Origin of the sequence: Arthrobacter sp. A5, from assembly GCF_051131705.1 — a bacterium.
Lineage (GTDB): Bacteria > Actinomycetota > Actinomycetes > Actinomycetales > Micrococcaceae > Arthrobacter_M.
This window is the reverse complement of record NZ_CP180316.1, coordinates 684,412-705,477: the sequence shown is the minus strand read 5'-3', so window position 1 is coordinate 705,477 and position 21,066 is coordinate 684,412. Positions and strand designations below refer to the sequence as shown.

The 21,066-nt window shown below is 64.5% G+C and carries 16 protein-coding genes; 12 read left to right on the top strand and 4 right to left on the bottom strand.

What is annotated here, in order from left to right; all coding sequences use genetic code 11:
- Positions 1-35: 35 nt before the first annotated feature.
- A complete protein-coding gene (locus tag ACLLJI_RS03330; protein ID WP_434617913.1) occupies positions 36-746 on the top strand; it encodes an isochorismatase family protein in 711 nt (236 codons plus the stop codon).
- Positions 747-980: 234 nt separating this feature from the next.
- Positions 981-1,802: an IclR family transcriptional regulator gene (locus ACLLJI_RS03325; RefSeq protein WP_434617910.1), complete on the top strand. Its 822-nt coding sequence runs from the start codon at positions 981-983 to the stop codon at positions 1,800-1,802.
- Here ACLLJI_RS03325 and ACLLJI_RS03320 read toward each other — a convergent pair.
- Positions 1,771-2,913 carry an aromatic ring-hydroxylating oxygenase subunit alpha gene (locus tag ACLLJI_RS03320; RefSeq protein WP_434617907.1) on the bottom strand — a complete coding sequence of 381 codons (1,143 nt, stop codon included), beginning with the start codon at positions 2,911-2,913 and terminating at the stop codon, positions 1,771-1,773. The genes ACLLJI_RS03325 and ACLLJI_RS03320 overlap by 32 nt on opposite strands.
- A 67-nt stretch (positions 2,914-2,980) precedes the next feature.
- Entirely contained in the window at positions 2,981-4,246 is a 1,266-nt protein-coding gene (locus ACLLJI_RS03315; protein WP_434617904.1) for an NAD(P)/FAD-dependent oxidoreductase, read from the bottom strand.
- A 301-nt stretch (positions 4,247-4,547) separates the two neighbouring features.
- Between ACLLJI_RS03315 and ACLLJI_RS03310 the strand changes: the two genes are divergently transcribed.
- From ACLLJI_RS03310 to ACLLJI_RS03275, 8 genes are all read left to right on the top strand, one after another.
- On the top strand, positions 4,548-4,898 hold the full coding sequence (locus tag ACLLJI_RS03310; RefSeq protein WP_434617901.1) for a bifunctional 3-phenylpropionate/cinnamic acid dioxygenase ferredoxin subunit: 351 nt from the start codon (positions 4,548-4,550) through the stop codon (positions 4,896-4,898).
- Positions 4,899-4,994: 96 nt separating this feature from the next.
- Positions 4,995-5,933 carry a formyltetrahydrofolate deformylase gene (gene purU / locus ACLLJI_RS03305; protein WP_434621140.1) on the top strand — a complete coding sequence of 313 codons (939 nt, stop codon included), beginning with the start codon at positions 4,995-4,997 and terminating at the stop codon, positions 5,931-5,933.
- A gap of 100 nt (positions 5,934-6,033) precedes the next feature.
- Positions 6,034-8,547, top strand: coding sequence for a GcvT family protein (locus ACLLJI_RS03300; RefSeq protein ID WP_434617898.1), 2,514 nt, complete (start codon positions 6,034-6,036; stop codon positions 8,545-8,547).
- Positions 8,548-8,642: 95 nt separating this feature from the next.
- Positions 8,643-10,442 (top strand): choline dehydrogenase, encoded by a 1,800-nt coding sequence (gene betA / locus ACLLJI_RS03295; RefSeq protein WP_434617895.1) that lies wholly within the window; start codon positions 8,643-8,645, stop codon positions 10,440-10,442.
- Positions 10,439-11,968, top strand: a complete 1,530-nt coding sequence (locus tag ACLLJI_RS03290) for an aldehyde dehydrogenase family protein (RefSeq protein WP_434617892.1) — start codon at positions 10,439-10,441, stop codon at positions 11,966-11,968. The genes betA and ACLLJI_RS03290 overlap by 4 nt, the downstream gene beginning before the upstream one ends.
- Complete coding sequence (locus ACLLJI_RS03285; protein WP_434617889.1) at positions 11,965-13,140, top strand: quaternary amine ABC transporter ATP-binding protein; 1,176 nt, start codon at positions 11,965-11,967, stop codon at positions 13,138-13,140. The genes ACLLJI_RS03290 and ACLLJI_RS03285 overlap by 4 nt, the downstream gene beginning before the upstream one ends.
- On the top strand, positions 13,140-15,164 hold the full coding sequence (locus ACLLJI_RS03280) for an ABC transporter permease (protein ID WP_434617886.1): 2,025 nt from the start codon (positions 13,140-13,142) through the stop codon (positions 15,162-15,164). The genes ACLLJI_RS03285 and ACLLJI_RS03280 overlap by 1 nt, the downstream gene beginning before the upstream one ends.
- 86 nt (positions 15,165-15,250) lie before the next feature.
- Positions 15,251-16,225 carry an ABC transporter substrate-binding protein gene (locus ACLLJI_RS03275; RefSeq protein WP_434617883.1) on the top strand — a complete coding sequence of 325 codons (975 nt, stop codon included), beginning with the start codon at positions 15,251-15,253 and terminating at the stop codon, positions 16,223-16,225.
- A 16-nt stretch (positions 16,226-16,241) separates the two neighbouring features.
- On the opposite strand, the gene ACLLJI_RS03270 is transcribed toward ACLLJI_RS03275, so the two are convergent.
- Entirely contained in the window at positions 16,242-16,679 is a 438-nt protein-coding gene (locus ACLLJI_RS03270; protein WP_434617880.1) for a nucleoside deaminase, read from the bottom strand.
- A gap of 72 nt (positions 16,680-16,751) precedes the next feature.
- Positions 16,752-18,257, bottom strand: coding sequence for a PucR family transcriptional regulator (locus ACLLJI_RS03265; RefSeq protein ID WP_283558499.1), 1,506 nt, complete (start codon positions 18,255-18,257; stop codon positions 16,752-16,754).
- Between the two features lie 154 nt (positions 18,258-18,411).
- Between ACLLJI_RS03265 and ACLLJI_RS03260 the strand changes: the two genes are divergently transcribed.
- Positions 18,412-20,040 carry a purine-cytosine permease family protein gene (locus ACLLJI_RS03260; protein ID WP_434621137.1) on the top strand — a complete coding sequence of 543 codons (1,629 nt, stop codon included), beginning with the start codon at positions 18,412-18,414 and terminating at the stop codon, positions 20,038-20,040.
- Positions 20,021-20,938, top strand: coding sequence for a polysaccharide deacetylase family protein (locus ACLLJI_RS03255; protein ID WP_434617876.1), 918 nt, complete (start codon positions 20,021-20,023; stop codon positions 20,936-20,938). Before ACLLJI_RS03260 ends, ACLLJI_RS03255 begins: the two co-directional genes overlap by 20 nt.
- The last annotated feature ends 128 nt before the right edge of the window (positions 20,939-21,066 follow it).

Below are 21,066 nucleotides of genomic sequence, written 5' to 3'. Positions count from 1 at the left end.
CCCGTCATACAAATCCGATTCAAAGGAGTCACCCCATGAGCCAGGACCTTAACGCCCAGCTGAACGAACTGCTCGCCAAGGCCTTCGCCGCAGGCACCGAGCAGTACCATGAGCTTGGCTTCAAGCGTCGCGTCGGGTACGGTAATCGTCCCGCCATCGTGCACATCGACATGGCCAACGCCTGGACCCGCGAGGGCCATGCGTTCAGCTGCGAGAACATGGACACCATCATCCCGGCCTGCCAGGACCTCAACGAGGCCGCCCGCGCCAAGGGCATTCCGGTCATCTACACCACCACCGCCTATGACATCGTGGACCGCTCCAAGCCCTCCGACATGGGCCTGTGGGTCAACAAGATTCCGCTGGAGCTGCTGGAAGAAGGATCTGAGGCAGTCAAGATTGACAGCCGCATCGCCCCGGAACCGGGCGAGCTGGTCATCACCAAGAAGCGTGCCAGCGCCTTCCCCGGCACCAACCTGCAGCAATTCCTGACCGCCAACCGGATCGACACCATCATCGTCACCGGCGTCACCGCCGCCGGGTGTGTCCGCCACACCGTCGAGGATGCCATCGCCGAGGGGTTCCGCCCGATCGTCGTCCGCGAAGCCGTCGGCGACCGCGTCGCCGGTACCGTGGCCTGGAACCTGTTCGACATCGACTCCAAGTTCGGCGACGTCGAGCCGCTCTCCAATGTCATTGCATACCTGAACAACCTGCCGAAGTTCGACGAGACCACCACCCCGTAGCGCCAGGCAGCGGCACCTCTCACCCTGCGGCCGCCGGAACCACCAGTTCCGGCGGCCGCATCCGATTACCGGCTAAACCCCGCCCAACCGTATACGGGCAGCGCATTTCCCGGGCACCCGGTGGCATCGAATGCCACCGCCGGAACAGGCATTCCACCATGGGAGAAAACCATGCAATCTCAACATCCTGACCGACGCGTGTCATCCCGGCGCCAAGTCTGGGAGCATGATCCTATGGTTGTCGACAGATCCCCCGCTGCAGTACCCGAAGCCGTGACCGATTTGGATGGTTCCTCCCGGGGCGGGGTGCAGTCAGTGGACCGGGCCATCACCGTACTGGAAATCCTGGCACGCACCGGCGGCGCCGGCGTCAGTGAAATCGCGGAAGAAATGGGGGTCCACAAATCGACGGCCTCCCGTCTCCTGAGCGCCCTGGACGCGCGGGACATGGCCCAGCAGGACCACGAACGCGGCAAATACCAGCTGGGCTTCGGCATCCTGCGCCTGGCCAGTTCCATCCCCGGGCGGCTGAACGTAGGCGCCGAGGCCCGCCCCTTCCTGCGCGCGCTGGCCGAAAAATTCCAGGAAACCGTTAATCTGGCCGTGCTGCGCTCGAATTTTGCCGTCAATGTCGATCAGGCCATGGGCCCGTCGACGCTGGCCACGTCCGACTGGGTGGGCAGCCTGACGCCGGTGCACGCGACCTCCAGCGGCAAGATGCTGCTGGCCTGCCTGGACACCGCCGAACGTGGACGCATCCTGAAGGAAACCGGGCTCCCTGCCCTGACGGCCAGTACCGTCACGTCCCGTCCGGCCTTGGAAAAGCAGCTCATAGCGGCTGCTGCGGACGGGTACGCGACCTCTTATTCCGAGCTGGAGATCGGACTGAACGCCGTCGCCGTGCCGGTGCGGGACCACCGCGGCATCGCCATCGCCGCCGTGAGCATCTCCGGACCTGCGTTCCGGTTTGACCCCAAAAAAGCCCCCGGCCTCCTTGCTGAGCTCAAGGAGACCGGACAGTTGATCAGCGAGAAGATGGGACATCCTCGCCGCTGATCCTGCTGGTGACCCAGTCGTGGAAAGCAGCGATGTGATGTTCGCTCGGCACCAGAACACCGCCCTTGGCATAGATGCGCGATCCCATGGACGGCTGGCAGCGCTCGCAGGCGTCAAAATCCTGCCGGTTGACGCGGTCGAACAGCTCGACGGAAGCGGTGAGGTCTTGGCCGCTTTCCACCACGCTGGGCAGGTACAGCCAGTCACACTCGACAATTGTGTGATCGGCAGCCAACGGGAACATTCGGTGGATGATGACATGATCCGGCACCAGGTTAACAAAAACCGTAGGCTTGATCGTGATGGCGTAATAGCGGCGGTCCTGGTCGTCGTCGATCCCGGTAATCCGCTCCAGGCCTTCGGAACCGTCCACGGTAAAGCCCTTGATGTCTTCACCGAACTCCGCGCCGTGCCCCACAAAGTACTGCGCCGCGAGTCCGTCGGCAAACTCGGGCAGGACTTCGGTCAGCTCGGGGTGGATGGTGGCACAGTGGTAGCACTCCATGAAGTTCTCTATGATGAGCTTCCAGTTGGCCTTTACGTCATAACGAATGCGCCGGCCCAGGCTCAGGTGGGCAATGTCGTACCCCTCGATCGCTTTCAAATCACCGAGGCGTTCCTCGATGGCGCCCATGACGTCATGCTCGAAGGACGGCGGTTCGTCCGCCAGGCAGACCCAGACGTAGCCCATGAATTCCCGCACCGCGATCTTCGCCAGCCCGTACTCCTGGCGGTCAATGTCCGGCATCTTTGTCAGGTTCGGCGCGGCAATGAGCTTGCCCTCGAAGTCGTACGTCCAGGCGTGGTACGGGCATTGGAAGGACCGGCCTGCAACACCTGCTTCCTCCATGCACAGCTTCACGCCGCGGTGCCGGCAGATGTTGAAAAATGCACGCACCTCGCCCTTGCGCGTGCGGTTGATGAGCACGCTTTCGCGGCCGACCTGCACCGTCTTGTAGGATCCCGGTTTGGCCAGGTCAGCGGACAGCACGGCGCAAAACCACATCTTCTCAAAGATCTGTTCCTGCTCCGCGCGGAAGATGTCCTCGTCCACGTAGGTGTGTCCCGGTAGTGTGGGGATCAGGGACGGAGAAATTACTTCGGAGGTCATTCTTTTACTCCTCAACAGCGGTGGTGGACAAAAGCGGTGGCGGGAGGGCAACAGCAGTGGCGGACGGCTAGCAGACCGGGCTCAGCGACGTCGCTCCGGTTTCCCTACCGGGCGGCACGCGTTTATTCGGGGTATCACCGGTGAGGGCCTTACGCCATCTGGTGAATAGTCGGGGCTGATTCATGCCCAAAATGGCGACCGCTTCCCCGGCACGGTAATAGACAGCCAGGAAATTATGTTCGGCAGGGTCGCCGGCTTCAATTTCCACGCTGTCGGCGTCGCTCGCGCTGCCGGCGAACTGGAGCCTCGCACCGTATTGGTCGGACCAGAAGTACGGCAGATCCAGCGCGCCAGGCCCAGTATCGGTCGGTGCATCATGAGCCGCGGCGGCATCCGCCAGCAGTGCAGCCACGGCGCGGCCGGCCCGCTCCATGGCTCCGGTCCAATGTTCGTCCCGCTCGTAAGCTCCCGATCGGTCGTCAAACCAGGCGGCGCAGTCGCCCACGGCAAAGACGCCGCGGACACCGGTCCAGCCGGCCGCATCGCACCGGATCCCGTCAGTTAGATCCAACCCGGAACCTGTGAGCCAATCGGTATTCGGCACCGAGCCCAAGCCGAGCACGACGACGTCGGCCGGCACCGTGCGTCCGTCGGCCAGCCGGACGGCGCTGGCCGTCCTGCCGTTCCCGGCCGTCGCGTCTTCACAAACAAAGGACGCAACCCGGGCGCTGCTGATCAGTTTGACACCGTTGTCCTCGTGCAGCCGGCCGATCAGGGCGCCCATTTGCATGCCGAGCGGACCGCTGAGGGGGAACGACCCGGACCCGATCAAGGTGACGTCCATCCCGATGCCTCTGGCCGTCGCAGCGACCTCGGCTCCGACGAACCCGGCACCGACCACCACGAGGCGGCGGCCCGGGACAAGCTGCTCCTTCAGACGCTGCGCATCCTCAAGGGTCCGCAGGGTGTGGACATTCCCGAATCCCGCGGCAGCCGGCAGCACCCGTGCCCGTGAGCCGGTGGCAATAATGGCCGAGTCATAGGCGACTGTGCGGCCGTCACTGCAGGAGATTACGCGTCGCCGCGTGTCCAGCCCGGTTGCCGCGACACCAAGCAGCCATTCGGCTTCCAGCTGCTCATCGTCCGATTCCAGCGCCAGGTCCGCGGCAGTGATCCGTCCGGCGAGAAAGTTCTTGGACAGCGGCGGCCGGTCATAGGGCCGCCGGCCTTCGTCCCCGATGATCACGAGGCGGCCGCGGTATCCCTGCGCACTGAGGGCCCGTGCAGCGGAGATGCCCGCCAGCGAGGCTCCCACAACAGCGATAGTGGTCATGTGCCGTCCCTCCTTAGGGAAGAAAACGTGGCTCAGGGAAGAAAATGTCTGGAGACGTCCGATATTGCGCGCTGCGCAACCAACATCGTCATGTGAAACAGAATGGGTGTTGGAATATGCGTTGTCAAGGGGTCCATCCGAATGGCCTGACCCCCTTGACAAGCGGTGTGAGATGAATCACGATGTTCCGTAATGCGAGTTAAGTTGCAGAATGCGAAACGGTCGACCCTGGCGAGATGACCTGCAGGGTGTGGTTTGCACGGATAGCTCAAAGAATTCCATAGGAAACAGAGGTTCGCCCATGCATACAGCATGTCCACTCAGCGCTCTTGCCCCCGGCGATGCCGTGCGACTGGAGACGACCCCGCCCATTGCCGTCTTCCACACGGAGGATGGAGAACTTTTTGCCATCGATGACACGTGCACGCATCAGGATGCTTCCTTGGCCGACGGCTGGGTGGAAGGCTGCGAGGTCGAGTGTCCGCTGCACGCGTCCCGCTTCAATCTGCGTACCGGTACCGCAGACGCTCCTCCGGCCAAGTTGCCTGTCCGTGTTCATACCGTGTCGGTGATTGACGGGAACATCATGGTCGCAGAGTCCGGTGAGGTGCCAAACCTGCCGCCGGGATTGAGCCTCCACGGCCACGGCTGATACCCCTGCCCCCGCCCGCCAGCAACGCTTTGCCCGTCCGGAACGTATGTCGAGAACGTATTTTGGGAGTTGATCATGACTAGAGCGCAGGTCCTGATGCAGGAAGCACCGGCAGAGTCCGGGGCAGCCGTTGGCTCCCCGATCCACGTCCTGACCCTGAGCTGCCCGGAGCGGCCGGGCATCGTGCATGCCGTGACGAGTTTCCTGGCCGAGGGTGGTTTCGACATCGTCGAACACCAGCAGCTGGATGACCATGTCTCCGGCACCCTGTTCCTGCGCACAGCCTTCCGTTATGAGGCGCTGCAGGGGGACAAGGCCGACCCGGGGATGACCGCCTTGGGGATGACGGCGTCGGCCCTGACCGCGTCAGATCTCACCCAACGCTTCGCACCGACCGCGGAAAAGTTCTCCATGACGTACCAGATCAGCGACGGGCGCAGGGAGCGGCTGCTGGTCATGGTCTCCAAATTCGGGCACTGCCTCAATGACCTTATCTACCGCTGGCGCTCCGGCTGCCTGAGTGCGGACATTGTGGCGGTCGTTTCCAACCATGAGGATCTCCGCCCGATGGCCGAGGCCGCAGGCCTGCCCTTCATCCATATTCCCGTGATGGCACAGACGAAGTCCGCCGCAGAGCACCGGCTGCTGGAAGTCATTGCGGATTACCGGATCGATCTGGTGGTTCTGGCGCGTTACATGCAGGTCCTCTCGGACCAGCTCTGCGGGGAGCTGGCGGGCCGGGCGATCAACATCCACCACTCATTCCTGCCGGGATTCAAGGGGGCCAAACCGTACCATCAGGCCTACGAACGCGGGGTGAAGCTGGTAGGCGCAACCGCGCACTATGTCACCGCGGACCTTGACGAGGGCCCGATCATCGAGCAGGAAGTCATCCGGGTGGACCACTGCCTGGATCCGGAATCGATGGTTGCCGTCGGCCGCGACGCCGAAGCCCTGGCACTTTCCCGCGCGGTGGAATGGCACACCTCGCACCGCGTGCTGCTCAACAAAACCCGCACCGTCGTCTTCCGCTAGCCGGTCAGAGCCGGCCGCCCCTCAACCCCTCCCGCGCCGCCCCGCTTGCCCCGCAACCACTCCTGCCCTTGCGCAGCCTAAGCCCCTTGGAGATTATTCAATGACCACATCACCCCGCGTCGTGATTATCGGCGCCGGCATTGTCGGAGCGAACCTGGCCGATGAGCTGGCCAGCCGCGGCTGGACCAATACAACCGTCGTCGAACAGGGTCCCCTGCACCTCGCGGGCGGCTCCAGCTCGCATGCACCGGGACTGGTCTTCCAGACAACTGCGTCCAAGACCATGAGCGCGTTTGCCGGCTACACGGTGGAGAAGCTGCTCTCGCTGCGCGCTGACGGTATGAGCTGCTTCAACCAGGTGGGCGGTCTTGAGCTGGCGACCACCGAGGCCAGGCTGGCCGAGCTGCACCGCAAACTTGGCTATGCGACCTCCTGGGGCATCGAGGCGCGGGTCATCGATGCTGACGAATGCGAAAAACACTATCCGCTCCTTGGCCGGGACCAGGTCCTGGGCGGGCTCTATGTGCCCACCGACGGGCTGGCCTCCGCGGCGCGGGCCGTCCGCCTGCTGATCGAGCGGGCCACCGCCGCGGGGGTCACCTTCGTCGGTTCAACACCCGTCCTTGCCATTGAGCAACGCGGCGGCAAGGTCACCGGCGTCCGCACCCCGGATGCGGTGATTCCCGCCGACATCGTCGTGTCCTGCGCCGGCTTTTGGGGACCGAAGATCGGGGCCATGGTCGGCATGGCCGTGCCGCTGCTGCCGCTGGCCCACCAATACGTGAGGACGACGTCGCTGCCGGCGCTGGCGGGCAGGAACGAGCTGCCCGGCGCACAGCTGCCGATCCTGCGGTATCAGGACAAGGACCTCTATTACCGCGAACACGGCGACCGGATCGGCATCGGTTCCTACGCCCACCGTCCCATGCCAGCGGATCTGGACCAGCTCCCGCGCGTCGCCCCGGCCGAGATGAATGAACACCACATGCCCTCGCGGCTGGACTTCACCGAAACGGATTTCCTGCCGTCCTGGGAGGACAGCCAGGCGCTGCTGCCGGCCCTGCAGGGGGGGGCGATCGCCGACGGCTTCAACGGCATCTTCTCGTTCACTCCCGACGGCGGCCCGCTGGTGGGAGCCTGCGCGCAGGTGGAGGGCTTCTACCTGGCCGAGGCCGTCTGGGTCACCCATTCGGCAGGTGTGGCACGGGCCGTGGCGGAACTGCTGGTCGAAGGCCAATCCCGTACCCCGCTGCACGAATGCGAGGTCTCGCGCTTCGAGGAGGTGCAGACGGCCGAAAGCTACGTCAGTGAAACCTCGCAGCAGAACTTCGTGGAGATCTACGACATCCTGCACCCGTTGCAGCCCCGGGTCTCCCCCCGGGAATTGAGGGTGAGCCCGTTCAACGTCCGGCAGAAGGAACTCGGGGCCTTCTGCCTGGAATCCGCCGGCTGGGAGCGTCCGCACTGGTTCGAGGCCAACCGCGGTCTGCTCGCCGAGCTGCCGGTCGAATGGCAGCCGCCCGAGCGCGAGCCATGGGCCGCCCAATTCTCCTCCCCCATTTCCGCCGCCGAAGCGTGGAAGACGCGCACCGCCGTCGCCCTTTACGATATGACCCCGCTTAAACGCCTGGTCATTTCGGGGCCCGGGGCGCTGGCGCTGCTGCAGCGGCTGAGCACCGGCCAGATCGCCAAGAAACCGGGAGCTGTGACCTACTGCCTGCTGCTGGCCGGCGACGGCGGCATCCGCAGCGACATCACGATCGCCCGGCTCGACGAGGACACCTTCCAAGTCGGCGTAAACGGCAACATCGACCTCGACTATTTCAGCACCGAGGCCCGGAAACAGACCGCCGCGGACGTGGCCCAGTGGGTCCAGGTCCGGGACAGCACCGGCTCCACCTGCTGTATCGGGCTGTGGGGGCCGCTGGCGCGGGCGGTGATGTCGAAGGTCAGCACGGACGACTTCAGCAACGACGCGCTGCGTTACTTCCGCACCAAACACGTGCGCATCGGCGGCGTCCCGGTGACCGCGATGCGGCTCTCCTACGTTGGCGAGCTGGGCTGGGAGCTGTACACGACGGCGGAAAACGGGCTCCGGCTCTGGGACGTGCTCTTCGAAGCGGGGCAGGAGCATGGCATCATCGCGGCCGGCCGCGGAGCCTTCAACAGCCTGCGGCTGGAAAAGGGCTACCGGCTCTGGGGCACCGACGTCACTCCCGAGCACGACCCGTACCAGTCCGGTCTTGGCTTCTCCGTCAGCAAAGCCAAAACCGGAGAGGACGACGGCGGCAAGGCCGTCGATTTTGTCGGCGCGGCGGCACTGGCGCGCCGCCGCGAAAAACCCGCAGCCCAGGAGCTGCGCTGCCTGACCGTCGACGACGGCACGTCGATCGTGCTGGGCAAGGAACCGGTGTATGTCCACGGCGAACCAGTCGGGTATGTCACCAGTGCCGCCTACGGCTACTCCATCGGCAAACCGATTGCCTATGCGTGGCTGCCCGCTGCGACCGCCGTCGGGGACGCGGTCGAGATCGAATACTTCGGCCGCCGGATCCGGGCTACGGTCACCGCCGAACCACTGGTGGACCCGGGCATGGAACGCCTCCGCGGCTGACACGGCCACCGAGCAACCGAGCAACCGAGCAACCGGTTCCGCACATCACCACATCCGGCCCGATTATTTCCACCCCGTACGAGGAGACCCGCATCATGACGGACAAGAGCTACGACAGTGTTAAAGACAACGCTGTGAAGCATGACGGTGTGAGCTATGACTATGTGATTGTCGGCGGCGGCAGCGCCGGTTCGGTGCTGGCCGACCGGCTCAGCGCCGATGGCACCCGAACGGTCCTGGTCCTGGAGGCCGGTCGCAGTGACTACCCCTGGGACCTGTTCATCCAAATGCCGGCGGCGCTTACCTTCCCCAGCGGAAACCGGTTCTATGACTGGCGCTACCAATCAGACCCGGAACCGCGCATGGCCGGCCGGAGGGTCGCCCATGCGCGGGGGAAGGTGCTGGGCGGGTCAAGCTCGATCAACGGCATGATCTTCCAGCGCGGCAATCCTTTGGACTACGAGCGCTGGGCCGCGGATCCCGGGATGGAGAGCTGGAATTACGCGCACTGCCTGCCCTATTTCAAGAAGATGGAGAACGCCCTGGCGGCGGCCGGGGACGACGAGCTGCGCGGACACGACGGGCCACTGGTGCTCGAACGCGGGCCGGCCCGGAACCCGCTGTTCCAGGCCTTCTTCCAAGCAGCCCGGCAGGCCGGCTACCCCCGGACCAATGATGTCAACGGCTACCGGCAGGAAGGGTTCGGCCCCTTTGACCGCAATGTGCACAAAGGACAGCGGCTCTCCGCATCGCGGGCCTATCTTCGCCCGAACCGCACCCGAGACAACCTCAGCGTGCTCACCCGCGCCTTCGTCACAAAAATCAACTTCACCGGCACGGTTGCCACGTCGGTCAGCTACCGCAGGAACGGGCGGCGGCACACCGTGCACGGCGCGGAAATCATCCTGTGCGGCGGTGCCATCAACACGCCGGCGCTGCTGCAGCTTTCCGGCGTGGGCGATGCTGCGCACCTACGGCGCCTGGGCATCGCGTCCGTGGCGGACCTGCCCGGCGTGGGCGAAAACCTGCAGGACCATTTAGAGGTCTACATCCAGCATGCCTGTACCCAGCCCGTGTCCCAGCAGCCGAGTCTGAGCCTGTGGCGCTACCCGTTCATTGGTCTGCAGTGGCTGCTGGGCCGCACCGGACCGGCCGCTACCAACCACTTTGAGGGCGGCGGTTTTGTCCGCTCCAACGAGGACGTCACCTACCCGAACCTGATGTTCCACTTCCTGCCCGTCGCGGTGCGCTACGACGGGCAGAAAGCCGCCGCCAAACACGGCTACCAGGTGCACATCGGACCGATGTATTCCGATTCCCGCGGCAGCGTGAAAATCCAATCCGCGGATCCGCGCCGCCACCCGTCATTAAAGTTCAACTACCTCTCCACCGCCCAGGACAGGCGCGAGTGGGTTGAGGCCGTGCGCATTTCCCGGGACATTCTGGGCCAGGCCGCAATGGGAGCGTTTGACGGCGGCGAGCTCTCCCCCGGACCGAAGGTGCAGACCGACGACGAGATCCTTCAGTGGGTGGCGCGGGACGCCGAGACCGCCCTGCACCCCTCCTGCACCGCCAAAATGGGACCGGCATCCGACCCGATGGCGGTCGTGGATCCGCTGACCATGCGGGTGCACGGCACCGGTGGCCTGCGGGTGGTCGATGCGTCCGCGATGCCATATGTGACCAACGGCAATATCTATGCACCCGTCATGATGCTCGCCGAGAAGGCGGCCGACCTGATCCTTGAGAAGACTCCGCTGCCGGCCCAGGCCGCAGATTTCTACCGCCACCCCGGGCCCGGACCCGCACCGGCGGAAACAGCATCGGCGGAAACAGCATCGGCGGAGTCGGCACCGGCGGAAACGGCTGCCACCCTCGGCGGGACGAAATCATGAGTGCGGCGCAGTCCGTGGACCTCGGGGTCCAGCTGGCCCGCGGCGTCTATGCCGGCGGAGCGTGGCTGCCATCCGTTGGCGGCGGAGTTCGGCTCATCAGCTGCCCCGCGGATGGCACCCCAGTCGCCACCGTGGCCGAGGGCAGCACGGCCGACGCCGAAGCAGCCATCGCCAGTGCACGGCACAGCTTTGACGACGGCGGCTGGCCGGCGACACCCGAAAAGGAACGCGGACGGATCCTGGCGCGTACGGCGGATCTGCTCGAGCGCGACAAGTCTGCCTATGCCAGGGCGGAGGCCTTGGATACCGGAAAGCGGTATGCCGAAGCCGAATTCGACATCGACGATGTCATTTCCTGCTTCCGGTACTACGGTGGCATCGCCGGCACGGACGCCGGCCGCGTGATCGACACGGGCCAGCCTGGGGCCATCAGCAGGATTGTCCATGCGCCCATCGGCGTCTGCGGCCTGATCACGCCCTGGAACTACCCGCTGCTGCAGACCTCCTGGAAGGTGGCACCGGCCCTGCTGGCAGGGAACACGTTCGTGCTCAAACCCAGTGAGCTGACGCCGTCGACCGCTATCCTGCTGATGGAGACACTTGCTGAGGCAGGAGTTCCTGCCGGTGTGGCCAATCTGGTGACCGGCTCCGGACCGGTGGTCGGCGCCGTACTGGGCACCGATCCTCGGGTGGACATGATCTCATTCACCGGCGGCCTGGCAACGGGCAAACTCCTGATGGCGGCCGCGGCCGCCACGGTGAAGCGCGTGGCGCTCGAGCTCGGCGGCAAGAACCCGAACGTCGTGTTCGCCGACGCCGATCTGGAGGCCGCCGTCGACTACGCGCTGACGGCCGTTTTCCTGCATTCGGGCCAGGTCTGCTCCGCGGGTGCGCGGCTCATCATCGAAGAGTCGATCCACGCCGATTTTGTAGCCGAGGTTACCCGGCGGGCACGGCTGATCCGGCTCGGTGGGCCGTTTGATGACAACGCCCAGACCGGTCCGCTGATTTCCACCGCGCATCGGGCCAAGGTGCACTCCTATGTTCAGGACGGCCTGGCCGAAGGCGCCCGCTTGCTCTGCGGCGGATTCATTCCGGACGACCCGGGCCTGATCGGCGGAAGCTACTACCCGCCGACCATTCTCGATGGCTGCCACAGCACCATGCGCGTGGTGCAGGAGGAGTCCTTTGGCCCGGTACTGACGGTGGAGACCTTCAGCACCGAACAGCAGGCCATCCGCCTGGCCAATGACACCATCTACGGGCTCGCGGGCGCGGTCTGGACGCGGGATGGCGCCCGCGGCCAACGGGTGGCAAACGCCCTGCGGCACGGGACGGTGTGGATCAACGATTATCACCCCTACGTTCCGCAGGCGGAGTGGGGCGGTTTCGGCCAATCGGGGAACGGACGGGAACTGGGCGTGGCCGGCCTCGCGGAGTACCGCGAAACAAAGCACATCTGGCAAAACATCGACCCGGGTCCCGGCAATTGGTTCGACCCATCGACGGCAGGAGAACAGCGATGAACAGCCCCGTTATTTCGGTCCGCAATCTCTGGAAAGTCTTCGGTTCCGGAGGTGAAAAGGTTCCCGGTGATGCCGGGCTGTCCGGACAAAGCTCCGCCGAGCTGCTCGAAAGCACCGGCTGCGTGACGGCCGTGCGGAACATGAATTTCGACGTCGCCAAGGGCGAGGTGTTCGTGGTGATGGGGCTTTCCGGGTCGGGGAAGTCAACGCTGATCCGCTGCCTCACCCGGTTGATCGAACCAACATCGGGGCAGGTACTGGTGGACGGCAGGGATGTGCTTCAGGCCGGCACCTCGGAGCTGCGCGAGCTGCGCCGGCGCAAGATCTCCATGGTGTTCCAGCATTTCGGCCTGCTCCCGCACCGCACGGTCCTGGACAACGTCTCCTATGGCCTGCAGATCCGGGGTACGGCCAAAAACGAGCGGTACAGCAAGTCCCAGGAGATCATTGACCTCGTGGGGCTCACCGGCTACGAGCAGCACTATCCCGACCAGCTCTCCGGCGGTATGCAGCAGCGCGTCGGACTGGGACGGGCCTTGGCCGGAGACCCGGACACCATCCTCTTTGACGAACCGTTTTCCGCCTTGGATCCGCTGATCCGCCGCGATATGCAGGCCGAGGTGATCCGGTTGCACAAGGAGATGGGAAAGACCATGGTCTTCGTCACCCACGACCTGTCCGAGGCGCTCAAGCTCGGTGACCGGATCCTGATAATGCGCGACGGCGAGATGGTCCAGGTGGGCTCCGGTGACGAACTGGTGGGTTCCCCGGCAGACAGCTACATCGCTGACTTCGTCTCCGAGGTACCGCGGGCCGACGTCCTAACGCTCAAATGGATCACCAAAACCGTAGCGGCCAGCACGGCCCATGATGGTCCCGTACTGGCCGCGGGGACGTTGATCAGGGATGCCATTCCCGTGGTGATGAGCACGATCTCTCCGGTGCTGGTGTCCAACGGCGACGGAACTATCCTGGGCCAGATAGACCGCGACTCCATCCTGTCGGTTATCCACGGCTCCGGCAGCCATACGTCCGACGGCCGGGCTTCCGGCAACCCTACTTCCGGCAACCACGGCGCTGCCTTCCCCGCCCCGGGCAGCCGCGACAATGAGGCTGTCCCCAATAAGGAAGTACCCGGTAAAAAAGCAGCCAGCAAAGAAGCAGTCGTCTGATGGCTACGCTACTGCGGGACCGCCCGGCCGCAGCCACCCGGCCCGACCGCGGCTCGCTGGGCGCCCGCCGGGTCAGCCGCCGGACTTGGCTGCTGCTGGCGGCCGCTGTCCTGTGGCTGCTCGGCTTCCTGTTGCTGCGGGGAACCGGCACACTGGCTCTGCCGGCCTCGGAGCTGACGGACCTGCACCGGAGCCTTAACCGGTTCAACGGCTGGATCGCGGAGAACCGCGACGGCAATCCCGTCTTCATGTACATCCTCACGCCCCTGCGCAGCGCCGTCGGGCTGGTCGCCGGCTTCTTCATGGCCCTCTTTGCGGCCAGCCCCACCGGCGAAGTCATCCCCGTCCTGGGTTGGCTGGGCACCGTCGCCGTGCTGACCTGGATCGCGTTCGCCGTCGGCAACGTCAGGGTTGCGCTGCTGACCGCCGTCGTCTTCACGTTCTTCGGAATCCAGGGACTGTTCGTCGATGCGGCCTATACCTTTGCCCTGGTGCTCACGGCCGTGCTGTTGACACTGATCGTCGGCATTCCATTGGGTGTGCTGGCCGGGACCAGCAACCGGGTGCAGAAGGTCCTCACGCCGGTGCTGGACTTCATGCAGACGATGCCCACGTTTGTGTACCTGGCCCCGCTGGCGCTGATCTTTCTGATCGGCCCCGCGTCCGCGGTCATCGCCACCGTGATCTATGCTGCTCCGCCGGTCATCCGGCTTTCGTCCCACGGCATCCGCAGCATCCCCGAGAACACCAAGGAGGCCTCCGATTCGCTGGGCACCACCGGCTGGCAGCGGCTGCACACCGTGCAGCTGCCGATGGCACGCCGGACTATTGTGATGGGCATCAACCAAAGCACGATGGCCGCATTGTCCATGGTGACCATCGCGGCCCTGATCGCCGCCCCGGGACTGGGTCAGGTCGTCGTCGTCGCCCTGCAGTCCCTGGACGTGGGCACTGCCGTCAACGCCGGGCTGGCCATCGTCCTGATGGCCATCGTACTGGACCGCGTCACCACGGCGGCCAGCCAACGGGCCGAGCCAAGTGCCCGACGGGCCAGAAGGCTCTCCGGGCGGGCCCGGTACATCGTCCTCGCAGGCACGCTGCTGCTGACCCTCGGGATCGTGCAGGTTTCCCGCACCGTACTGTGGGCAGCCGTCTTCCCTGCGCGCCTGAACGTGGGGGCGGCCATCAGCGACGGCGTCACCGCCGCCAGCGGCTGGCTGCAGACGAATCTGTACTTCCTGACCCACTCCTTTCGCGAGTCGGTGACGGTTGGCATCCTGAACCCGTTCCAATCGCTGTTGACCGAGACGCCGTTTTATCTCCTGGTGGTCGTGATTGCCATTGCCGCCTACGCCATTGGCGGCTGGAAGCTGGCAGCGGTGACCACCTTTTGCCTGGCCGTGATCGTCTCCCTGGGCCTATGGAACGATGCCATGGTCACGCTCGCCAGCACCCTGCTGGCGACCGTGATTGTGATGCTGCTGGGCGTGGTCTTCGGCGTGGCGATGGGACGGTCTCGCCGGATAGATGCGGCCATGCGGCCGATGCTCGACGCCGGCCAGACCATGCCGGCATTTGTCTATCTTGTTCCCTTCCTCGGATTGTTCGGGGCCACCCGCTTCACCGCCATCGTGGCCGCCATCATTTACGCCGCTCCGGTGGCCATCAAGATCACCGCGGACGGCATCGCCGCCATTTCGCCCACGGTGGTGGAGGCGGCCGTTTCCAGCGGCTCCACCCCGTGGCAGGTCATCAGCAAGGTCCAGCTCCCGATGGCCCGGAAAACGCTTGCGCTGGCCGCCAACCAGGGTCTGATGTATGTCCTGGCGATGGTGGTCATTGGCGCCCTGGTCGGCGCCGGCGGTCTGGGCTATGACGTGGTCGCGGGCTTCGTCCAGAGCTCGGTCTTCGGGAAGGGCCTGGCGGCGGGCCTGGCCATCGTCTTCCTCGGTATCCTGCTGGACCGCATCACCCAAGCCGCCGCCTCGACCCCCGGCAGGAAGCCGGGTGCCCAAAGGACCTGACCCCAGCATTCCGACCCCGGCATTCCGACCCCAGTTCCACCGATGGCATTCCGGCAGTACCGCCCCCACCGTAAAGAGAGAGAATAATGTCCAGAACCGCAGGGCTCCTCAAACGCAGTCTCCCCGCCGCCGCCACGACCGTCGGAGCGCTCATGCTGCTCACCGGCTGCGGAGCCGCAGCCGTGAACCAGGCGGCGCCCGGCGCCGCGGCCAAAACCGACTGCGGGACGGTCAACGTCGCCTTGAACGCCTGGGTCGGCTACACCGCCGATGCGGCGGTGTACAACTACGTGGCCACCAACAAGCTCGGCTGCACGGTGGTGGAAAAGAACCTGAACGAGCAGATCTCCTGGCAGGGATTCGCCTCCGGCCAGGTGGACGTCATCATCGAAAACTGGGGCCATGACGATCTGGCGAAACAGTACATCACCGATCAGAAGGTCGCCGTCGATGCCGGTCCCACCGGCAACGTGGGCCACATCGGCTGGTACGTACCGCCGTGGATGGCGGCAAAGTATCCCGATATCACGGACGGCAAAAACCTGAACAAGTACGCGGACCTGTTCAAAACGTCCGAGTCCGGGGGCAAGGGGCAGGTGCTTGACGGCGACCCGGCCTTCGTGACCAACGACGAAGCGCTGGTGAAGAACCTCGACCTGAACTACAAGGTGGTCTTCTCCGGCTCCGAAGCTGCGCTCATCCAGTCGTTCCGGACGGCGGAAGCGAACAAGACGCCGCTGCTGGGCTATTTCTACGACCCCCAGTGGTTCCTTTCGGAAGTTCCATTGGTCAAGGTCGAACTCCCGGCCTGGACTCCAGGTTGTGACGCCGACCCGGAAAAGGTCGCGTGCGACTACCCGCAGTACAAGCTGAACAAGATCATCTCCAAGAAGCTCGCCGACAGCGGCTCGCCGGCGGCGAAACTGGCCACGGCCTTCACCTGGACCAACGAGGACCAGAACTCCGTGGCCAAGGATATTCAAGGGGGCATGAAACCCGACGCCGCAGCCAAGAAGTGGGTTGATGCGCACGGCAGCGTCGTGGACGGCTGGTTGAAATGACCAGGCACCGCCGGGCCTACTCGCCGATATCCTCGGCCCAAAGCTCCGGATGGTCGCGTTGGAAGCTGCGCATCATGTCGATGCAGCGCTCATCGTCCAGGACCACAACTTCCACCCCGCGGGACCGCAGCAGCTCGAACTCCCCAGGAAACGTCCGGGCCTCCCTCACGACCACGCGTGGAATCTTGAACTGCAGCACGGTGCCGGTGCACATGGCGCACGGTGCGAGAGTGGAGTACAGCACCGTATCACGGTACGTTTTCTGCCGCCCCGCGGCCCGCAGGGCTGACATTTCCCCATGCGCGATCGGGTCGCCGCGCTGCACCCGCTCATTGTGACCGGATGCGACGACTTGCCCGTCGCGGGCCAATGCCGCCCCGATCGGAATGCCACCTTCGCGCAGGCTTTTCCGGGCAGCCGCCACGGCTGCCTCAAATGCGGGATCGGTCGTCATCTTCTCCTTGTTCATTGCACGTCGGCACATGGTGCAACAATTTGCGGTGTGAAACTTCGTGGTGCGGGTAAATCAGCGCAGCCTGGACGCGTGGACGTGGTGTGGCAGGGTCGTCGCCAGCCGGACGGCCAGATGCAATCCGGCCATCTTGCCCGTGCCGCGCGGATCACCGCCCAACAACTCGAAAATCCGGGTCAGCCGATTGTGCATGGACTGGCGCTCCAGGAACAGCATGCGGGCCGCGACCGCCGTATTGCACCCGGCCACCAACCATTGGTCGAGCGTTTCCAGCAGGCTGGTGCCCCGGCGCTTATCGTACTCCAGTAGTTCTCCGACCAATTCCTGAGTCAGGCGCCCCACGGTCAGCGCCGGCAGCGCACCCGCCAGCCGTTCCACCACAAAGTTTTCGCTGTCCCACAGATTATTGCCAACCTTAGACGCCGGTCCCAGCGAGTGCGCCAGTTTGGCCTCGCTCAGCGACCAATGCGCCAAGGTGGCGTCTACGACCGTTGGACCCATGACCCCGGTGACCGCGGCTTCGGCCAGCTCCTGCTCCAGCGCCACCAGAATGCTGACCCGCCGTTGCCGGGTTCCTGTGGTGCCCAACGGGATCAGGGCGTAGACGTTGCCGGCATCCTGATACGTCCGCACACCGGGGCAACACCGTCGCACCGCCCGTTCCGCGGCCCCCTGGATATTGGCCAATCCGATCCGCCGGAACTCCATCATCAGCACGGGCTGGTCGGTGGGAAATCCGGCTATCCTGCAATACTCCTTCACCTGCGCCGGCCCGGAGCCGTCAACTACGGCACGCATCAACGTTGTATCGGCGATCTGGGACAGCGTGGGCTGGTGCCGCTGGGACAACGCCAGCGCGAACGTTCCGCTGAGCCGCTCCCCGATGGTGCGGAGCACGGAGGCGTCGGTTCCGGCCCGTCGCTGGACGGCCAGTTTCGCCGTCACAATGCCCCCGATGAAGATATCCACCTCGATAGGGTCGGCATGTTGCGCCGGTTCGCCCGCCGTTTCCAGCACTGCCCCCCGCAGATCGATCAGCGCCACGTGCGTTTTCAGCGATTCCGCCAGGAGCTCCAAAAGCGCAGACAGGGTGGCACCCGAGGCCAGCCCTGCCATCAACCGCTGACCAATAAGGTCCGCGCTTTGCAGGACCGCAATCTGCCGGGACACGATCCGCCGGTTAATGTCTTCGGCAATGTCCACGAACGGGACAACTGATTGAAACTCGATGAGCGGCAGGGCTGATTCATCGGCGGCCTGAATCAGTTCCGGCGACAGCGGACGGCTCAATCCCGCTGTCTCAATGATCAAGGCACTGACATGCCGCTCTGCCAGCCGCCGTATATAATCCTGCTGCGCCGCCGGCTTAAGCCCCAAAAGCGCTGATCCTCCCGTCAGCAGAAGCTCCTCACCGCGCAGGAGCGGAGCGATCTGCAGCACCTCGCTGGAGTGGACCCAACGAATGGAGTTCACCGCGACCATCGCCCGGCCGGCACGGACCCGTGGCCGGCCCTGCCGGACAAGATCGCTCTCCAGCACCTCGGCCAGTGGAATCACCATGCTGTCCCCTTCTTAACGATCCGGCACAACAATCCGGGGGCGCCCGGACACAACGATCCGGCACCCCGGGATGCAAAAAAGCCGACCTTCACGCAGAACCGATGGACAGTGTGTCATGTCAACCGCCGCTGATCATGGACAGTTGCACCATACCATGTGGTGCCAATCACACATAGGCTTCTCGCAGGCTCCTTTACTCAGCGGCGGAAAGAGAAAACCTGTGAAACAAAGATCGGCGACGAAATCGGAAAGCGTCACTCAGGAAGTAGAAGATATCCTCCAACCCGTGCCCGAATCGGCGCGGACAACGAAGCTGTCCGGGCAGTTCTGGATCTGGGCCGGCGCCAATGTTGCCCCGATCAACTGGATCCTCGGCGCCTTGGGGATCCAGTTGGGCCTCGGGCTCTCCGACACCCTGATCGTGCTCATTGCCGGAAACCTCATCGGCATGCTGGGCTTCGGCTTTTTTGTCATTCTGGGCCAGCGGACCGGTGCCACCGGGATGCTGCTTTCCCGTGGCGCCTTCGGGCGCCGCGGCGCCTATCTCCCCGCGGCCATCCAAGCGCTTGTGGCCGTCGGCTGGGCAGCCGTCAACACCTGGATCATCCTTGACCTGGTCATGGCCTTGTTCGGTCTGATCGGCTGGGTGGACCCCGCCGCCGCCAATTTCGGGTGGCGGACCAGCACGGCCGCCGTGATCATGAGCATCCAGGTGATCATCTGCTACCGGGGTTACCACGCCATCGCCAAATTTGAACGATGGACCATGCCGCCCACCATCGTGGTGCTGGTCGCCATGTCCATCCTCGCGTGGACCCATTTGAACATCGACTGGGGCTATCAGGGACCCCCCGGGGAAATTCTCACGGGGGCACCGCGGATTGCGGCCATGTCGGGCGTCATGACAGCCATCGGCATCGGCTGGGGTATCGGCTGGTTCACCTACGCTCCGGACTATTCGCGCTTCGTCAGCAAGAAAATCCGTCCGCGGAAACTCTTTACCGTCAGCGTACTGGGCCAGTTCCTGCCCGTGGTGTGGCTCGGTATTCTCGGGGCCAGCCTGGCGACGAAAAACGGCAGCGCCGATCCGGGCGCGTTGATCGTACAGAACTTCGGCACCTTTGCCATCCCGGTGATCCTGCTGGTGATCCACGGCCCGATTGCCACGAACATCATCAATATGTACACATTCAGCGTGGCCGTCCAGGCATTGGACATCAAGGTATCCCGAAAGAAGCTGTCCATTCTCGTGGGGGTGCTGTCCATGGTGGCAGTCATCGGCTTCATGTTCGCCCGCAACTTCGGCGAATTGTTGGATACGTGGCTGATCGCCATCGTCGCCTGGGTCGCCACCTGGGGCGGCATCATGGCCGTGCATTACTTCATCTTTGAACGGCGCCACAAGAACTTCGGCTATCTGTTCCTGCCGCCCGAAAAGACCCATCTGAAGGCATTCAACCCGGCGGCCTTCATTGCCTTCTTCGCCGGCATCATCATGACCTGGATGTGCATGTATGGCGCCATTCCCGCACTGCAGGGCCCGATCGCCACGGCGCTGGGCGGCATGGACTTTTCCTGGCTCGCGGGCACCGTCACCTCGGCAGTCCTCTACTTCGCGTTGGGCTACCCGCGCTTCCGCTCCCGGCTGGCAGCGGGCATTCCATTGGGCATCCGGGCCCCGCTGACCGACGCCGATGTGCTGGAGCGCAACGGCAACGCGGAGGACCTGCACCACACCGACATCATCGCCGAGGAGAACCAAAATGTCACTACCCAGCTTTGAATGGCCCAAAGGCAAGCGCGCAGCGGCGTCCTTCACCTTTGACGTCGACGCGGAATCCGGCGCGATAGCCCACGACGCGGGCTTCGTGAACCGTATGTCCCTTATGTCCCACCAAAGCTACGGCCCGTTGGTCGCCATGCCAAAGCTCTTGGCGATGCTCAACAGGCAGGAGGTATCCGCCACGTTTTTCGTCCCCGGCTTTACCGCCGAGCTGTATCCGGACATGGTCCGCAGGATTGTCGATGAAGGGCACGAGATCGGCCACCATGGGTATCTGCACGAAAAGACCACGGACATGTCTGCCGCGGAGGAGGCTGACATGCTGGACCGGGGGCTGGAGGCACTGGACAAGGTGGCCGGCGTCCGGCCGGTCGGTTATCGGGCACCCTGGTGGGAATACAACTGGCAGACCACCAAACTCCTGCATGAGCGCGGCTTCCTGTACGACTCCAGCCTGTTGGACGGGGATGCACCGTACTCGTTTGCCGGCGAAGGGATGGACGCGGGCTCGCTCATTGAAATTCCGGTGGACTGGGCCCTCGACGACTGGGAACAGTACGGTTACTATCCGGGTTGGACCGGTAGCGGCGTCATCGAATCCCCCCGCAAGGCGACCGAAATGTGGTTGCTGGAGGCCCAGAGCGCACACGCCGGTGCAGGCTGCTTTGTGCTGACGAATCATCCGTTCATTTCCGGCCGGCCGTCCAGGCTGACGGCGCTGGAGGAGCTCATCGTCCGGGTCAAGAGCCTGGAAGGCATGTGGGTGGCTCCTCTGGAGGAGATTGCACGCCATGCCCAAAGCGTGTGTGCCGACATCTACCGGCATCGGCGTCTGGTGCATCCGGGACCGCAGCCCGGCCAGGACCGTCTCTTGCTGAACGACGCCGTTCTCCGGTAGGCACGGCAGCGGTCTCCAGTTGCGTAGAACCGGCGCAGCAGGGGCAACACGGTTGGGGTGACGGCAATTCCCGGAGCGAACCGATTTTTTTCGCGCCGGGACGCGGCATCGTCGGCGGGGACAAAGTT

Coding starts and splice junctions, on each gene's coding strand:
- ACLLJI_RS03310 (WP_434617901.1), top strand. CDS start 4,548: ATGCATACAGCATGTCCACTCAGCGCTCTTGCCCCCGGCGATGCCGTG.
- ACLLJI_RS03275 (WP_434617883.1), top strand. CDS start 15,251: ATGTCCAGAACCGCAGGGCTCCTCAAACGCAGTCTCCCCGCCGCCGCC.
- ACLLJI_RS03260 (WP_434621137.1), top strand. CDS start 18,412: ATGTGGTGCCAATCACACATAGGCTTCTCGCAGGCTCCTTTACTCAGC.
- ACLLJI_RS03255 (WP_434617876.1), top strand. CDS start 20,021: ATGTCACTACCCAGCTTTGAATGGCCCAAAGGCAAGCGCGCAGCGGCG.
- ACLLJI_RS03330 (WP_434617913.1), top strand. CDS start 36: ATGAGCCAGGACCTTAACGCCCAGCTGAACGAACTGCTCGCCAAGGCC.
- ACLLJI_RS03290 (WP_434617892.1), top strand. CDS start 10,439: ATGAGTGCGGCGCAGTCCGTGGACCTCGGGGTCCAGCTGGCCCGCGGC.
- ACLLJI_RS03270 (WP_434617880.1), bottom strand. CDS start 16,679: ATGACGACCGATCCCGCATTTGAGGCAGCCGTGGCGGCTGCCCGGAAA.
- purU (WP_434621140.1), top strand. CDS start 4,995: ATGCAGGAAGCACCGGCAGAGTCCGGGGCAGCCGTTGGCTCCCCGATC.
- ACLLJI_RS03265 (WP_283558499.1), bottom strand. CDS start 18,257: ATGGTGATTCCACTGGCCGAGGTGCTGGAGAGCGATCTTGTCCGGCAG.
- ACLLJI_RS03300 (WP_434617898.1), top strand. CDS start 6,034: ATGACCACATCACCCCGCGTCGTGATTATCGGCGCCGGCATTGTCGGA.
- ACLLJI_RS03280 (WP_434617886.1), top strand. CDS start 13,140: ATGGCTACGCTACTGCGGGACCGCCCGGCCGCAGCCACCCGGCCCGAC.
- ACLLJI_RS03285 (WP_434617889.1), top strand. CDS start 11,965: ATGAACAGCCCCGTTATTTCGGTCCGCAATCTCTGGAAAGTCTTCGGT.
- betA (WP_434617895.1), top strand. CDS start 8,643: ATGACGGACAAGAGCTACGACAGTGTTAAAGACAACGCTGTGAAGCAT.
- ACLLJI_RS03320 (WP_434617907.1), bottom strand. CDS start 2,913: ATGACCTCCGAAGTAATTTCTCCGTCCCTGATCCCCACACTACCGGGA.
- ACLLJI_RS03325 (WP_434617910.1), top strand. CDS start 981: ATGGTTGTCGACAGATCCCCCGCTGCAGTACCCGAAGCCGTGACCGAT.
- ACLLJI_RS03315 (WP_434617904.1), bottom strand. CDS start 4,246: ATGACCACTATCGCTGTTGTGGGAGCCTCGCTGGCGGGCATCTCCGCT.